We start from the raw sequence: 15,847 nt of genomic DNA, 5'->3' as shown, positions 1-15,847 counted from the left end.
GTTCAGCCGCCGACCCGCAGCACGTCGGCCAGGCGCAGACGGCGCCGGACCACCGATTCGGCGCGCACCACCACGGCCACCAGAACCGGGAACCCGGCCGCCACCACCGTGATCCATGCCCACGGCAGCACCAGCGCCGGGGTGTCGACCTGACCGGTCAGCAGCGACAACCCGAGCGGCCCGGCCACCAGCAGCACGACCCCGACCCCGAGCAGCGGCCCGCCCACCGCCGCGAGCAGCGCCAACGGCAGCAGCGAACCCGCCGCCACCCGCCGCGCGTCGCGGGGTGTCAGCCCGAGCGTCCGCAACCGGCTCAACGTCTGCCACCGCTCCGGAGCCCCGGCCGCGGCCGCCAGCGCGAACCCCAGCAACCCGGCCACCAGCAGGAACACCGCGGTCACCCAGGTCAACCCGACGAGCCCGGCCACCAGCGGCGCGGTCTGCCGGGACGCCAGAACCGCGGAACGCAGCACCGCGGGAAGCCCGGAGACCGCCGACGCGGCGCCGGGACCGTCGACCCAGATGGTGTTCGGCGCGCTGGGGACACCGGATCCGGTGCCGACGATCAGGACGTCGGTGGCGCCGCCGACCGCGGGCGCCACGCCGGTGGCCACGACCCGGATGCCGGGCGCCCCGTCCTGCGGGATGTCCAGGGCCATCCCGGGCCGCAGCGCACCGCGTGCCAGTACGGGTGACGGTCGGTCCACGATCACCAGCCGTACCGGCGTGACCTTGCCGTCCGCGACCACCCGCGCACCGTCGATAACCTGACCGGTGACGACCGCGGTGACGCCGGGGACCGCGGCGATCCGCTGCGCCTCGGCGACCGTGGCGGCGTCGGCGTCGGCGTCCAGGTCGACGCGGGCGTCCGCCCCGACCGTGACCCGGGCCCCGTCCTCCAGCCCGCGTTCCACCGTCGCGCCCAGGACCAGGGCGAACGTCGCCAACGCGGCCGATCCGGACAGCGCCAGCACCGGCAGGACCCGCCGGGACACGGCCGCGGCCTGGGCCGTACCGAAGACCGGCAACGACCACCGGGACCGCAGCGCCAACCGTAGGCCCGCGCCGGTGACCAGCGGCAACACCCGAACCAGCAGCAGGCCACCGACGATCACCGCGAGCGTGGGCGCGGCCGTGGGCAGCCCGGTCTCCAGACCCCGCTGATGCAGCGCGACCAGGGCGAGAGCCGCGGCGGCGAGGACGGTCATTTCGGCGGCGAGCCGCCGCAATAAGGCGGTGACGGCGATCCAGCGGCGGGCGGCGCGGTTCGCGGGCGTCCTCCGGTCGCTGGTGGCCCGGCCGGCGACCACGATGGCGTACGCCGGGACGGCCAGCGCCGCCACCAACAGCACCGGAATCGTCCACGCCCAGCCGACACCGCCCGTGACGGCGTACGCGATCGCGCACCCCGCCCCGGCGGCGGTCACCGCGACGGTCAGTGACTCCAGCAGCAGCTCCGCCCCGAGCGCCGGCAACGACACGCCCCGCTGCCGCCCGAGCACCAGGGCCGCCGACCGGCGCCGTACCACGAGTTCGGCAGCCAGCATCAGGACCAGCGCCGCCCCGGCCAGCAACGCGGTGAGCAGCACCGACGCCTGAACCGTGGCGGCCTCGATCTGCGCGGCCACCTCCTTGAGGACACTGTCGAGCCCGGACTGCCAGGTCGAGGACGTGTCGAAGTTGCTCGACGACGCCGAGGTGGCCTCCAACTGCACCGTGCTGTCGATGATCCGCCGCGCCCCGTCCCAGGTGAGTCTCGCCGGGTCGGGGGAGAAGGTGATCGTGCGCCGCAACTGGTCCTCGTCGAACGCCAGCCGCGCGTCCGGCAGCGACCCGGCCGACAGCAGCCCGCCGAAGCGGGTGGTGCCGGCCCCGTCCAGGCCGGTGCCCGGGTTCAGCAGCCACGGCGCGGTCCGCCACCCCGGATCGGTGCTGTCGACGGCCCGGAAGATGCCACTGACCTGTACGTTCTTCGGGTTGCCGCGGTCGTCGGCGACTTTCAGGACGGTGCCCGGCCGTACCCCCATCGTGGTTGCCACCGTCTCGGAGACGCCGACCTGGACCCGCCAGGGCTGCTGGTCCTCGCCGACCTCGAACTGGCCCTCCTCGGCCGGCGCGGGTTCGGCGCCGGCCACCCAGTCGACGCGCGGCCCGTCGCCGTCGCCGGACAGGTAGGCCATCCGGAGGGTCCGCAGCACGCTGCCGTCGGTGATCTTCAGGGTCGGCGTGATCACCGAGGAGACCGGCGGCAGCATCACCGGCCGTAGTGCGGGGCCGAGTTCGTCGGAGGACCGGGCCCGCAGATCGGCGATGTCGTCGGCGAGCCGGGGCATCCGCAGCCGCCCGGTCATCCCGTAGTCGGGTTCCCAACGGGCCTGCACCGTCGTGTCGGCGGCCGGTCCGGCCCGGCGCACCGCGTCCCGGACGGCGGCGTCGGCGGTGTCGCCCGCCAGCACCGGGATCGCCCCGGAGAGGGCGCTGACCAGGGTGACCACGACCGCCACCAGCAGCAGCGGCCCGGCGTCGGCCCGCGCCCGCCCGCGAATACCGGCCCAGTGCAGACTCACGACGCCACCCTCAGATGTGCGGCGTCGGCCCGCCGCGACTGGATCACCACAACTACGGTCACGGCCAGTAACGATGCCGCGAACAACACCGCGAGCAGTGACGCTTCGGCCGCCCACGGCCAGACCGGGACCACGGCGGGGAACGGGGCCGCCCCGGATTCCGAGCGGACGAGCAGCGGCCCGATCGTCCACGTCGCCAGCGCGCCGACCAGGGTCCCGGCGGTGAGCAGCGGAACCAGCACGAGACCGTGCTGCCCGAGCAGCGTGACGCGGATGTCCCGGCGGCTCATGCCGAGGCCCCGCAACCGGGCCACCTCCACCGCGCGGGCCTGCAGATCGCAGGTCACGTGCAGGATCAGCCCGGCGAGCACCAGCAGCAGCGCGGCCGGGGTCAGCAGCCGCAGCATCGCCGGGAGCGCCGCCGCGGTGGGACCGTTGCTCAGGCGGGCGGCCTCACCGGTACGCGTCACGCTGTCGCCGAGATGGAGCCCCGCCGCGGCCGGGGCGTCGGCCGGATCGGTGATCCACCAGGCGTCGATCGGGTACTGCGGGTCGCCGCGCAGCAGCAGCGCCCGCGACACCGTGTCGATGTCGGCGAACAGCGCGGGCGCGCCCGGTGCGGACGGCACGGCGGGCACGACCTCCGTGATCGTCACCGGCAGTGCCGTGGTGCCGACCATGAGGTCCAGGTCGGCGCCGGGCCGCAGTGACAGCTCGACGGCGAACCGTTCGGAGACGGCCACCGGAACCCGGCCCGGATCTCCGAAGGCGGTCGCCACCAGATTGCGGGCGGCGTCCGGGTTACCGCCGATCTGCACGGTCGCCGTCATCCGCAGCGCCGTTCCGGTGGCGGTCACCGTCGGTGCGGTGAGCTGGTTCGCGAACGGCTCGACGGACGTCGCGAGCCAGGTGCCGCGCCCCGGAACGGCCAGGTCGACCGCGATGTCGATGTCGGCCCTCGGTTCGAAGCTGAACTCGTCGGGAGTCACCGGCAGCATCACCGCCACCAGTTGCAGGCCTCCGGCGGGGACACAGGCGGAGATCGGATGGGTACGCCCGTCGAGCGGCACCGCGGCGGCGACACACGTGGTGCGCAGTCCGGTGGAATCCTCGAGGACCAGGTGCGGGGTGATCGACACGCCCCGGTTCCTCGACACGGTCATCCGGATGACCGCACCCTCGGTGACCGCGATGCCGGCCACCGGAGCCGCTGTCCCCCGGTCGACGGCCACCAGCCGGGGCGGTTCACCGGCGCCCAGCCACTGCCCGACCGCCACCCCACGATCGGTCGCCGGGCTGATCCGGCCGCCGACCACGTCGACGATCTGCTGCCCCTGCCCGGCGAGCGCCGGCGTGGACAGGGTGATCGCCAGATCCGTGCCGACGGCCAGGTCGGCCTGATCAGTTTGGGACTGCTGCCACGTACCGCCGAAAGCCACCGCGAACGTCGCCGCCGCACAGCCCAGAGTGACCAGCAGCCCCGCCGCCGTCGCCCGTGGCCGCCGCGCCGCCTCGAACACCGCGAGCGGCATCGCCAGGCCCCGGGCCCGCCGGGCCAGCCGGTCCGCGGCGTTCAGCGCCGGCGGCACCAGCCGCAACACCAGCGCGCACCCCGCCACCAGCAGCAGCCCCGGAGCCAGCACCCGCACCGCGTCGACGCCGGTCGACTCGGTCGACCGCAACTGCCACCAACCACCGATGGCCAGTACGGCCAGTGCGAGGTCACCGCCGGCCCGCGCGATCGACGGCCACTCCTGCGCGCCGGTGCGCGTCGACAGGGCCGCGAACAGGAGCGCCCCACCGAACACCACACCCGCTTGCACCGCGGTGACCTGCGGATCGGCAGCCAGCCCGGCCCCGGCCAACGGCGCGATCCGGGTCAGCGCCGAGTGGACCAGCGCCGACAACGGCACCGCCAGGGCCGCCCCGATCAGCGCGAGCAGACCCGCCTCCGCGCCCGCCCGCACCGCCAGTTGCGGCCGGCTCGTGCCCATCGCGGACAGCAGCGCCGTCTCCGACGCCCGCACTCCCGCGGTCAGCCGGCCGGCCAGCGCCAGGGCCGTCCCGGTCAGCACCGCACCGAGAACCGCCACCGACAGCACCGCCGACGTGGTCACCCGCTGCCGCTCCGCGTCGGTGACCAGCAGCGCCGGTAACCGGGAACTGATCCGTTCGATCTGCACCCGCTCGCCCAGCACCGCCGCCAGACGCGAGTCCGCGGCCCGCACCGACGCGGCCACCCGCACCAGATCACGATGATCGGGATCGGACAGATCCGGCCGGGCGGTGACCTCCAGCCGGGCCAGCGCCGACCCGTCGGCCAGCAGCGCGTCGTAGTCGATCAGAAACGGTCCGAACGCCCGAGCCGGCTGCAACGACGACCCGTCCCGATAGGTCGCCGCGTAGCCGGTCCCGCCGAGCGGATCCCGGTCCCAGCCGGACCCGGGCAGCGCCCGCGCCACCCCGACCACCGTCACCGTCATCCCCGGCGCCGGGTCGTTGCCGAGTTCCGGCCCGAGCCGGACCCGGCTGCCGGGGGAGAGGCCCAACAGCCGGGCGGTGGTCTCCAGGACCACCGTCTCGGTGCCGGCCTCCGGCCAGCGCCCGGCGGCCAGCGTGGCGCGATCGAAGAGATCCTCGACCCCGGCCAGGTACGCCACCGCCGGCGTCCCCGGCACGTCCGGCATCGTGCGCGCGATCGACGCGGCCCGCCCGTTCAGCACCGCCGGAAACGGCTGCAGCGCCTCGACCAGTACCTTCTCGGTGTCCGCGGCGACCGCGGCCGCGTCCGCCGCCGCGATCGTCACGGTGTAGGCGGTCACCTCGGTCCCGGTCGCCCGCGACGCCGCCACCTCCCGCGCCCGGTCCGCCGAGGAGGTCACCAGCAGCACGCACACCCCGAGCAGCGTCGACCCGATCGTCACGACCAGCAGCAGCGCGGCCAACAGCGGCCACTGGGCCCGGGCCCGCCGGATCAGCACTACCCGTCCACCCGGCCGTCGCTGATCCGGACCACCCGGTCCGCCAAGGCCATCATCAGCGGGTCGTGGGTCGACACGATCGCCGTGACACCTTCGGACTCGACCACCGCACGCAGCAGCGCCATCACGGCCCGCCCGGTGTCCGCGTCCAGCTGACCGGTCGGCTCGTCGGCGATCAACAGTCGTGGCGACGCCGCCAGGGCCCGCGCGATGGCGACCCGCTGCTGCTGCCCGCCGGACATCTCACCGGGCCGCTGCGCCGCGTGATCGGCCAGCCCGACCAGCTCCAGCAGCAGCGCCACCCGTTTCTCCCGCTCGGCCGTCGCGACCCGCGCGAGACGCAGCGGGGCACCCACGTTCTCGGCCGCCGACAGCACCGGGATCAGGCCGAACGTCTGGAACACGTACGCCACCCGCTCCCGTCGCAGCCGCGCCAGCCCGTCCTCGTCCAGCGACGTGACATCGACACCGTCGACCAGCACCGAGCCCTCGTCCGGTTTGTCGAGGCCGCCGATCACGTTCAGCAGCGTCGTCTTGCCCGACCCCGACCGGCCGGCCAGGGCGACCATGGTCCCGGCCTCGACATCGAAGGACACACCCCGCAGCGCGTGTACGACCGCCGGGCCGTCCCCGCTGTCCTTACCGCTTCCGCTGCTCTTACCTCCGAAACGCCGGTGCACGTCGCGGACACTCACCAGCGCCGTCACGACGGGTCGGAGTGGATCGTCACGTGGTCCGGCTCCAGCGCCAGACGCACCCGCCGGGTCAGCTCCAGAGCCTCCCGGTACTCGCGGGGGATCTGAATCCGCCCGGCCCGGTCCATCACCGCGTACTCCTCCGCGATCACTCGTGTGTCCCCGTCCTCGCCGGTCTCGGTCCGCCGCAGCACCTCACTGCTGGTCCGCCCGTCCCGGATCGCGATCGTCCGTTCCACCTGCCCGCTCACCTCGGGGTCGTGGGTGACGACCACGACGGTCACCCCGAACTCCCGGTTCACGTGCCGCATCGCCTCGAACACCCCCGCCGACGTGACCGTGTCCAGCTCCCCGGTCGGCTCGTCGGCCAGCAGCACCTTCGGCTGGTTCGCCAGCGCCACCGCGATCGCCACCCGCTGCTGCTGCCCGCCGGACATCTGCGCCGGCCGCCGGTCCGCGCAGTCCGCCACGTCGAGGGCTTTCAGCAGCTGTTCGGCTCGCTCCCGGCGCACCCGGCTCTTGACCCGGGCCGCGGTCATCGGCAACTCCACCACCTGCCGCGACGTCAGGTAGGGCACCAGGTTCGCGGCGGTCTGCTGGCGCACGAACCCGACGGTGTCCCGCCGGTACCGCACCCGGTCACCCCGTGACATGCCCAGCAGGTCCCGGTCGCCGACGCGGGCCCGCCCTGCCGTCGGCGCGTCGATCCCGGCGAGAATCGACAGCAACGTCGACTTGCCCGACCCCGAAGCCCCCACCACGGCGACCATCTCACCCTCGCCGACCAGCAGATCCAGCCCTTGCAGAGCCTGCACCTCGATGGACCCGGTCTGGTAGATCCGCACCAGGCTCTCGCAGGCGATCAGCGACTCCCGCCCGAACTCCGGCGCCCGCGCGGGCGGTTCGGGCAGCGACAGCGGTGTCCGGGAGATCGCTCTCACCTCATTCGTTTCGAGGACGTTTCCGATCTTGAGCGTGCTCATCCAACGCGTGTACCCGCCGGTAGTCAACGATTGCCGACGACAGACTCGTACATTGACGGGATCGTCGCCACCGCCTACACCGGCCAACCGCCGGGATCGGCTTGTTCGCCGAGCGCGAACCACCTGCCATTGTGCAAGATCATCGATGGGGCGAGGATGATGCGATGACCTCCTACATCTCCCACACCGCCGTGGACTGCACCGACGCCTACACCCTGTCGCGCTGGTGGCAGACCGTCCTGGACTGGACCGACGACCCGGCCGACCCCAACGAACCCGGCCACGAGGAATGCCTGATCCTCTCCCGAGACGGCCGGCACCGCGTCCTGTTCATCCAGGTACCCGACGGCAAACAGGGCAAGAACCGCATCCACTTCGACCTGCGCCCCACCGAAGGCGGCCGCGACGCCGAACTGGCCCGGCTGCTGGCCCTGGGCGCGACCGAGGTGCACGACCTGCGCAACCCCGACGGCACCGGCTGGGTGACCCTGGCCGACCCGGAGGGCAACGAGTTCTGCATCCTCCGCAGCGAGACCGAGATCGCCGGCTGACCAGCGGTGGCCGGATGAACCCGGCGACAGGTCAGGGCGTGACCTGTTCGGTCGCGGGGATGCCGGTCCGGCCGTCCACCAGGGCGATCGCGGTGCCGGCCAGCGGATCGCGGGCGTGTACCGCGTGGAACATCGGCGACGACGGGCCGCCCAGATCGACGATCGTGGCGCCGGCGCCCTGAACCACCCGCATCAGGTGCGGTGGGGCGGTCAGGTCGAGACGGGAGACCACGCCGGGACCCGCCCACACCGGGACACCCCGAAGGACGCCGGAGAGTTGCAGGTGGAAGTGGCCGCAGAGCACGGCCTGGACGTCCCGGCCGGCGATCACCTCGGCAAGCCGGTCGGCGTCACGCAGGTTGATGGTCTGCATCCACTCCGACCACTGCGGGGCGATCGGCGGATGATGCAGGACGACCACCGATCCGGCGGGCGCGGGTTCGGCCAGCAATGCCCGCAGCCACTCCAACTGGTCGTCGCTCACCCGTCCGTGCACCTCACCGGGAACCAGGCTGTCCAGGGTGATCACCCGCAGTCCGGCGACCTCGCTGACAGCGGCGCAGTCCGGGCCCGTACGGCCGATGTCGTCGCCGTTGAAGTCGCGGTGCCCACTGCCGAAGACGGCTCGGAACGCGTCACGGGAGTCGTGATTGCCGGTGCAGTAGAGGTGCGGGATGCCGCGTTCCCGGGCGAAGTCCCCGACCTTGCGCAGCAGGATCCCACAGCCTTCCGCGGAACCGTCGTCGGCCAGATCCCCGGACACCACCACGGCGTCGATCGCCGGCACGTGGCGCACGTCGAACAGGATGCGGTCGAGAGCCGCGGCGGCGTCGACCGCGGGATGCAGCAGATGCGTGTCGGACAGATGCAGAAGGCGATGGGCCACGGGTCATGCTCCTCATCGTGGTGATGAGGAGCACCCAGGCGGTCGATGCTCCGGCTGCACTCCCCGGTGGTCAGTCCACCCGCGCCAGTCGTGTGGCCCGAAAATAACATGAGATCCATGCGGGCGGGCGTCGATGGCTGACACGGTCAGTGGCCGTCTCCGGGCGGGCGGGCGGTGGGCAGGTCGGCGTCGGTGATGTGCCGGACCACGCGGCACGGTGTTCCGACGGCGACGGTCATGGCCGGGATGTCGCGGCTGACGACGCTGCCCGCCCCGATCACCGCTCCGTACCCGATCCGCACTCCCGGCAGCACCACCACGTTGCTGCCGATCCACACCTTGTCCTCGATCGTGATCGGCTTCGAGAACCGCCGGAAGTCCTCCCGCAGCTCCGGATGGATCGGATGTCCGGTAGTGGTCAGCGTGACGCCCGGCGCGATCATCACGCCGTCCCCGATCCGGATCTCGACGTCGTCGACGAAGGTGAGGTTGACGTTGCCGAAGAAGTCGTCACCGATGTGCACGTTGCTGCCGAACCCGGCGTGAAACGGCGCCAGCAGCACGGTCCGCTTCCCGACCGACCCCAGAATCCGTTCCAGCAGCTCCCGCTTCCGGTCGGTGTCACCGGGCCGGGTGCCGTTGTAGTCGAAGATCAGGTCAGCCCGCCGCCCCGGCCCCAGAAAGGCCGCCTCCGTCTCGGTGTAGAACACCCCTTGCCGGATCCGCGCCAGCACCTCGTCCTCACGTTCGGTCACGTTCGTCACCTCTCCGGGCGGTCAGAGGACACCGGTCGTGTACCAGTAATCCGGCCGGTCAGAGTATCGGCGAAGTCCATGGTGGCCCGGATCTGCCCGTCGTCGAGGTGGCGTGCCGCCCACGCGAGTTCGACGAGGTCGACGGGCCACGGGTGCGACACGTTCCACGGAATCTCCGCGATCTCCAGGCCGAGCCGGGTCACCGGCACCTCCGTGGCCCCGGACAGGTCGGCTGCCGACATGCCCCGGAGATCCAGCAGCCGGGTGAGGCGGGCTCCGAAGGGTTCGAGATCGGTCACCGCGCCACGATAAGCCGTACCGGCGCTGTGGTGGTCTTTGAATTAGGGTCGGTGAAGTGAGCAGTGAACTGATCTCGATCTGTTTCGACGCGGAGGATCCGGGTGGGCAGGAGGTGTTCTGGGCGGCGATGCTGGCCGGGGCGGAGAGCCGTTTCGGGGTGACCTTTCGGGCCGCCCGGGTGCCGAAGATCGGGCTCAACCTGATGCACCTGGAGTTGACCAGCACGTCTTCGGCGGATCAGCTCGAGACGGTCGCCAAGGTGCTGCGGCTCGGTGGGCGGCACATCGACATCGGTCAGGACCCGGCCGATGGTCACGTGGTGCTCGCGGATCCGGGTGGCAACGAGTTCGACGTCATCGGGCCGGGCAACGAGTTCCTCGCCGGGTGCGGGTTTCTCGGTGCCGTCTCGTGTGACGGCACCCGGGCGGTCGGCCTGTTCTGGAGCCGGGTGCTCGGCTGGCCGCTGGTCTGGGACCAGGGCGAGGAGACCGCGATCCAGCATCCGGACGGCGGCCCGAAGATCACCTGGGGCGGGCCGCCGCTGAATCCGAAGAACGGCCGGGTCCACTTCGAGGTGGCGGTCGCGGCCGGTGTGGACCGTGCGGCCGAGGTGGAGCGGCTGCTGTCGCTGGGTGCCACGCAGGTGGAGCCGGAGGTCTTCCTCGACCCGGACGGCGACCGGTTCCGCCTGCTCGATTCGGGGCGCTGAAAGACATCTCGGAAAGGGGCCGTTTCACGATGCGGTGTTTTCCGCTGATACCCCGTATAGAGACGGTTCCGATATCCTTTGAGGTTCAAGGGATCATTCATGCTTCGGAAATGAGAAGCTGTGTCGGACTTGCGCAATTCCCGGAGCCGTCTCATCGATGTTCTTCTCCAGGTGCCGGGCCTTGAGGGACGCGCGGCCCGCGATGCCAGGATCGCCGAGTTGAGCGAGTCGCTGAACCGGGATCTGGTGTTCACCCGGTCCGATGACCCGGCCGAGGATCTGGCGGCCCTGGTCGACGTGCTTCTCGACGCCCCGGCCGACCTGCGGGCCTTCGCCGAGATCATCGGTGTCCGGCAGCGGGGTGAGGCGGCCCAGCGGTTCGGCGCGCTCGTCGCGGCCCGGCCTCGCCACGCCCGGTCGCATGTGTACCGGCCGGAGGAGCGGATCGTCGGTGACATCCCGATCCGTAACCGCAACTTCACCGGCCGCATCGAGCTGCTCGACCGGCTCAGCCGTGCGCTGGAGCAGGACTCGACGACCTCGGTGCTGCCGCCGGCGCTCAACGGAATGGGCGGTGTCGGCAAGACCCAGCTGGTCAACGAGTACGTGCACCGCCATCTCGACCAGTACGACCTGATCTGGTGGATGCCGGCCGAGGAGACCTCGACGGTGCTGTCGGCGCTGACCCAGTTGGCGCAGCGCCTGGACCTGCCGGTCGCCGACGATCAGCAGGAGACCGCCCGGACGGTGCTGAACTGGCTGGCCGGCAGCGACCGTGAGTGGCTGCTCGTCTACGACAACGCCGACGACCCGTCGCTGCTGGCGCCGCTGCTGCCGTCGACCGGCGGGCATGTCATCGTCACCACCCGCAACGACGAGTGGAGCCGGATCGGCATCGCCATCGAGGTCGATGTCTTCCGCCGGGACGAGAGCATCCAGTTGCTCACCAACCGGGCCGTCGACCGGGACGGCAACCCGATGATCACCGAGGCGGAGGCGAACGAGCTGGCCGACAAGCTCGGTGACCTGCCGCTGGCGCTGGAGCAGGCCCTGGCGTGGTACCTGGCGACCGCGATGCCGGTCGGCGACTACATCGACCTGCTCGACGACCGGATCGAGGTGCTGAAGCTCCTCAACGAGGGCCGGCCGCCGGGCTATCCGCTGACCGTTGCCGCGTTCGTCGCGGTCGCGATGGAGAAGTTGCAGGACAAGGATCCGGCGGTCGCCCAGTTGTTCGGCCTGTTCGCGTTCCTCAGCGGGGAGGGCATCCGGCAGTCCCTGCTGTACCGGGGCCGTAACGCCGTGTTGTCGTCGCCGTTGAAGGAGGCGCTGGCCAGCCCGGTCCGGACCGGGCAGCTCGTGCGTGACCTGCGGCGTTACGGTCTGGCCAAGACGGTGAGCCGGGCCGCGTCGTCGGCCGCCCCGGCCAGTGCCGACAAGTCGCCGCGTCTGCAGGTGCACCGGCTGGTGCAGCGGGTCCTGCGGGACACCATGGACGCCGAGCAGCGTGACCAGACGTTGCGTAACGTGCAGAACCTGCTGGCCGCGGCGAACCCGGGCGACCCGGACCTGAACGGGGAGCTGGACCTGCAGGCCGAGATGGGCCCGCATCTGCTGCCCGCCGAGATGATCCACTCCGGTACCCCGCAGGGCCGGCAGACGGTCCTGGACCACGGCCGGTTCCTGTACCTGACCGGCAGTTACGAGAACAGCCGCCAGCTGGCCGAGAGCGCGGTGAAGGTGTGGACGGCAGCCGGCCAGGCCGAGGAGCAGCTCGGCCCGGACGGGCAGGCGACCCTGCTGGCCCGCGCGCAGGTGGCGAACGCGACCCGGGCCCTGGGCGACAGCAAACTGGCCGCGGAGATCATCCAGGACACGTACTCCCGGTTCGTGAACAGTCCGCTGCTGGGCCAGCGGCACGAGTCCACCCTGGTCAGCGGCAACCAGATCGGGCACGGGCTGCGCATCGAGGGCCGCTACCACGAGGCGCTGGAGTTCGACCAGCGAAGCGCGGACCTGCATCAGGAGGTGTTCGACGAGGACGAGGTGTACACGTTGCGGGTGCGCAGCAACGTGGCGGTCGGGCACCGGCTGATGGGCCAGTTCGCCGAAGCGGCCCGCCTCGACGAGAAGATCGCCGCGGACTTCGCCGCGCTCGGCGCCCTCGACGTCGAACTGTTCCGGATGAACATGAACGTCGCCCGGGACTACTACGGACTCGGGCGCTACCAGGAGGCTCTCGAACGGATCGAGGAGTGGCTGCCGGTTCAGAAGCGGCTGATCCGGGACACCCATCCGCTCGCGTTGATGGCCCAGCGGACGTACGCGATCGTGATCCGCAAACTCGGCAGGATCGACGACGCGATCCGGGTGTTGCGGGAAGCACACGAACGGACCGTGCGCACGTTCAAGGCGACCCACGAGCACGCCGTGCTGGCGGCGATGAGCCTGTCCAACGCGTTGCGGCAGGCCGGCCAACTGGACGAGGCCGAAACCCTGCTCGACGAGGTGCTGCAGCGGTTCCGCAAGGACTTCGGCGCGGAACATCCGCTGACCCTGGCCTCGGAGGTCAACCGGGCGGTGCTGCTGCGGGCGCGCGGGGACGTGCAGCGGGCCACCGAGATCGACGAGGCCGCCTTCCCGCAGCTGGAGGAGCGGTTGCGGCGTGGGCACGCCTACACGATCTGCGCGGGTACGTCACTGGCCACCGATCGTGCCCTGACCGGGCGGACCACGGAGGCGCTCGAACTGTCCCAGCGGATGCTGGAGTTCAGCAGCGGCGCCGCCGACCATCCGTACGTGTTGATGCGGGCCGTCAACCTCGCGCACGACCTGCGGGCCGACGGGCAGACGGACCGGGCCGCCGCGATGTTCGACGACGCGGTGGACCGGCTGCGCGCACACCTGGGCCCCGGCCATCCGGAGGTCGCCGACGCGGTCGCGGGCCGCCGTCTGGAAGGTGACATCGAGCCGCCGCCGACCTGATCAGACCCGGTTGTGTTCGCGCCACAGGGCGAACGTCCGGGCCAGCCGGGCCCGGGCCGCGTCGTCGGCGGCGGCCGGCAGGACAGTGGCCAGCAGCCGGTCGGCGGTCTGCCGCAGACCGGCCGCGAACCGTTCGCCGTCGGCGGTCAGCGACCCGGACTCCTCGATCGCGGTCAGCCCCCGGTCGACCTGCAGACGGGCCTCGGCGAACCGGGCGGTCGCGACGTCGACCGTGCCCCGCAACGCCCGCCACGTGTCGGCGACCCCGACGAACGCGTACACGCCCTGCAGTAGTCCGGGCAGGGGCCGCGGGTCGGTGCGCCACGGCGCGAAGTAGCGGCGGTCGTCGGCCGGGTCGGTCAGCACCGCCAGGTCCAGCAGCGCGCTGAGTTTGGAGTGCTGGAACTCGTGCACCAGCGTGACCGCGAAGTCGTGCGGGGTGGGCGGCACGGTCAGCCCGAACACGCCGAACGCGTGCCGGAGTGTGGCGCTGCGCGCCGACCGGGCGTCGAGTTGTGCCAGCGGTACCAGGGTGCGCAGTCCGGCTGTCATCTCCACGGCCCGTTCCGGCAGATGCCCGGCGAGCAGTTCCCAAGCCCGCGCGAACAGGTCCCGCCAGACGGCGACGTCGGCCTCCGCCAGCCGGTTGAGCGGCGGATCCTCGTAACCGTGCCGGTAGGGGTGCAGGTCGTCGAGGGTCAGGCGGACCGGGACACCCGCGGCCTCGGCGGTCAGGGTCCGCAGCGGCAGCACCGGCCCGGCGGTGATCAGCCGGCCGCTCGCGGCGGTGACCGGCATGGTGGCCGCGGCACCGGCTTCGACGGCGCCCCATCCGGGCAGCACGGCCAGGCCGCCGTGGACCGGGATGTCGAGGGTGGCGTCGATGCCCGCCGCGGCCGCCGCCACGATGGTGATCGCGGCCAGGTGGTCGCGGTCCGTGCCGGCCAGCACACCCCGGGTGGCGGCCCGGCAGGCGATGGCGGTCCAGCCGCCGACGAGCGGATCCCCGACGACCCTGGCGAACCGGTGCGGGTCGGCGGTCCGCGCCCGTTCGAGCAGGCCCGCCAGTTCGGCGCCGCCGTCCGGGAATTGTTCCAGCAGGTAGCGGATCAGCAGCAGATGTTTGCTGACCTGCGCCCGCTGGAGTTCGCCGATCGCGGCCGGTCCGCCGTCGCCGGTGGCGAGCCGGTCGAACGCCGCGGTGGTGAGATGCAGAAGGCTGATCATGGACGGCTCCCGGCCGGTGCCCGCAACTCGGCGGCGACCCGGTCATAGACGTGACGGATGAACTTCAGCAGGTCGGGGCAGTGCACGGACGGTGCCCGGAAGCCGGTGCCGGGGCGGTACCGGTGGGCGTAGTGGCCGCCGCCGCAGAACGCGACGGCCGGGCAGGCCAGGCACTCGCCGGCCAGCGCGTCCCGGCCGATCTGCCGGGCCACCACGCCGGGATGTTCCAGCGCCGCGTCGAACCCGTCGCGCAGCACGTGCAGCCCGGTGGCGCAGGCCCCCGGGTAGGCGCTCTTCAGGGCGTCGACCTGCTCGATCGCCCCGTCGGACTCGATCACCAGCATCCCGGCGGGACTGAGCCCGATCTGTTCGGACCGGCTGGCCCCGCCGAGGACCAGGCTGATCGTGTCGTCGAACAGCCGGATCCGGGCCGGGGCCTGGTCGCCGTACCAACGATCGAAGATCACGATCAACCAGTCCGCGTACGGGGTCGGCGAGCCGGCCGGGCGCATCGGCGGGTTCGCCCAGTTCGCATGGGGCAGCAGCAGGTCGATCGCCGGCGGTGCGAAGCTCATCAACTGCTCGTAGCAGCCGATCGGATCGGTGGCCGGGTCGACGGTGCAGAGCAGGCCCGCGTACGCCACCCGGTTCTCCGGGCGCCGCAACAACGCCAGGCCGCGGGCGACGGCCGCGAAACTGCCCCGCCCGGACGGGGTCTTCCGGTGCCGGTCGTGGTCGGCGGCGGTCCCGTCGACACTGACACCCGCGGCGATACCGTGCTCGACCAGGGTCGCCACCACCGCCTCGGTCAGCAGCACCCCGTTGGTCTGCATCCCGAACGTGACCCGGACGTCCGGCGCGAAGGCCCGCCGGGCGACGCCGACGAGTTCCCCGAGACGGCCGGCACCGTAGAGCAGAGGCTCACCACCGTGCAGCACGATGCGGACGTCGGTGAGCGCGTGCCGCCGGGCATGTTCGGCGAACCGGGACAGGGCCGCGTCCCGGATCTCGTCGGGCATCGTGCGGGGCCGGTCCCGCCAGCTCTGATCGGCCATCTCGTACACATAGCAGTAGTCGCAGGCCAGATTGCAGCGCTGGTGGACCTTCAGCACCAGCTCGCGCACCGGGACCGGCTGACGGCCCGCGGCGCGGAGCGCCCCGACATCTAGCTGCTGGTACGGCCATGGAGCGGCCCGCTCGTGCACGCC

General features: G+C 72.1%; 12 protein-coding genes and 1 riboswitch. Of the genes, 3 read left to right on the top strand and 9 right to left on the bottom strand.

The features are described 5' to 3' along the window. Nucleotides 1-2 precede the first annotated feature (2 nt). From BLU81_RS11265 to BLU81_RS11250, 4 genes are read right to left on the bottom strand one after another with little or no spacing between them, the layout of a single operon-like run. On the bottom strand, nucleotides 3-2,567 hold the full coding sequence (locus BLU81_RS11265) for an FtsX-like permease family protein (RefSeq protein WP_092544087.1): 2,565 nt from the start codon (nucleotides 2,565-2,567) through the stop codon (nucleotides 3-5). Beyond that, a complete protein-coding gene (locus BLU81_RS11260; protein ID WP_197686190.1) occupies nucleotides 2,564-5,548 on the bottom strand; it encodes an ABC transporter permease in 2,985 nt (994 codons plus the stop codon). Before BLU81_RS11260 ends, BLU81_RS11265 begins: the two co-directional genes overlap by 4 nt. Further along, nucleotides 5,548-6,246 carry an ABC transporter ATP-binding protein gene (locus BLU81_RS11255; RefSeq protein ID WP_373873318.1) on the bottom strand — a complete coding sequence of 233 codons (699 nt, stop codon included), beginning with the start codon at nucleotides 6,244-6,246 and terminating at the stop codon, nucleotides 5,548-5,550. The genes BLU81_RS11260 and BLU81_RS11255 overlap by 1 nt, the downstream gene beginning before the upstream one ends. 5 nt (nucleotides 6,247-6,251) lie before the next feature. Then, a complete protein-coding gene (locus BLU81_RS11250; RefSeq protein ID WP_092544083.1) occupies nucleotides 6,252-7,226 on the bottom strand; it encodes an ABC transporter ATP-binding protein in 975 nt (324 codons plus the stop codon). Nucleotides 7,227-7,390: 164 nt separating this feature from the next. Here BLU81_RS11250 and BLU81_RS11245 point away from each other — a divergent pair, with 164 nt between their 5' ends. Next, the gene (locus BLU81_RS11245; RefSeq protein WP_092544081.1) at nucleotides 7,391-7,777 is read left to right on the top strand and encodes a VOC family protein; all 387 of its coding nucleotides are present in this window, start codon (nucleotides 7,391-7,393) and stop codon (nucleotides 7,775-7,777) included. Nucleotides 7,778-7,808: 31 nt separating this feature from the next. Here the strand turns inward: BLU81_RS11245 and BLU81_RS11240 are convergent, their stop codons facing one another. From BLU81_RS11240 to BLU81_RS11230, 3 genes are all read right to left on the bottom strand, one after another. Further along, a complete protein-coding gene (locus tag BLU81_RS11240; RefSeq protein WP_092544079.1) occupies nucleotides 7,809-8,663 on the bottom strand; it encodes a metallophosphoesterase in 855 nt (284 codons plus the stop codon). A 25-nt stretch (nucleotides 8,664-8,688) separates the two neighbouring features. Next, nucleotides 8,689-8,765: riboswitch (ZMP/ZTP riboswitch) on the bottom strand. 44 nt (nucleotides 8,766-8,809) lie between these two features. Next, nucleotides 8,810-9,418, bottom strand: a complete 609-nt coding sequence (locus tag BLU81_RS11235; RefSeq protein ID WP_092556918.1) for a sugar O-acetyltransferase — start codon at nucleotides 9,416-9,418, stop codon at nucleotides 8,810-8,812. Between the two features lie 5 nt (nucleotides 9,419-9,423). Next, the gene (locus tag BLU81_RS11230) at nucleotides 9,424-9,717 is read right to left on the bottom strand and encodes a hypothetical protein (RefSeq protein ID WP_092544077.1); all 294 of its coding nucleotides are present in this window, start codon (nucleotides 9,715-9,717) and stop codon (nucleotides 9,424-9,426) included. A gap of 56 nt (nucleotides 9,718-9,773) precedes the next feature. Here BLU81_RS11230 and BLU81_RS11225 point away from each other — a divergent pair, with 56 nt between their 5' ends. Then, the gene (locus BLU81_RS11225; protein WP_092544075.1) at nucleotides 9,774-10,427 is read left to right on the top strand and encodes a VOC family protein; all 654 of its coding nucleotides are present in this window, start codon (nucleotides 9,774-9,776) and stop codon (nucleotides 10,425-10,427) included. 120 nt (nucleotides 10,428-10,547) lie between these two features. Then, the gene (gene fxsT / locus BLU81_RS11220) at nucleotides 10,548-13,412 is read left to right on the top strand and encodes an FxSxx-COOH system tetratricopeptide repeat protein (protein ID WP_269461031.1); all 2,865 of its coding nucleotides are present in this window, start codon (nucleotides 10,548-10,550) and stop codon (nucleotides 13,410-13,412) included. Here the strand turns inward: fxsT and BLU81_RS11215 are convergent, their stop codons facing one another. Further along, nucleotides 13,413-14,639 carry an HEXXH motif domain-containing protein gene (locus BLU81_RS11215; RefSeq protein ID WP_092544071.1) on the bottom strand — a complete coding sequence of 409 codons (1,227 nt, stop codon included), beginning with the start codon at nucleotides 14,637-14,639 and terminating at the stop codon, nucleotides 13,413-13,415. Next, nucleotides 14,636-15,844: an FxsB family cyclophane-forming radical SAM/SPASM peptide maturase gene (locus BLU81_RS11210; protein ID WP_092544069.1), complete on the bottom strand. Its 1,209-nt coding sequence runs from the start codon at nucleotides 15,842-15,844 to the stop codon at nucleotides 14,636-14,638. The genes BLU81_RS11215 and BLU81_RS11210 overlap by 4 nt, the downstream gene beginning before the upstream one ends. Nucleotides 15,845-15,847 lie beyond the last annotated feature (3 nt).

It is taken from the genome of Actinoplanes derwentensis (assembly GCF_900104725.1).
In the GTDB taxonomy this organism is placed as follows: Bacteria; Actinomycetota; Actinomycetes; order Mycobacteriales; family Micromonosporaceae; genus Actinoplanes; species Actinoplanes derwentensis.
This window is presented reverse-complemented; position numbering and strand designations above follow the sequence as displayed.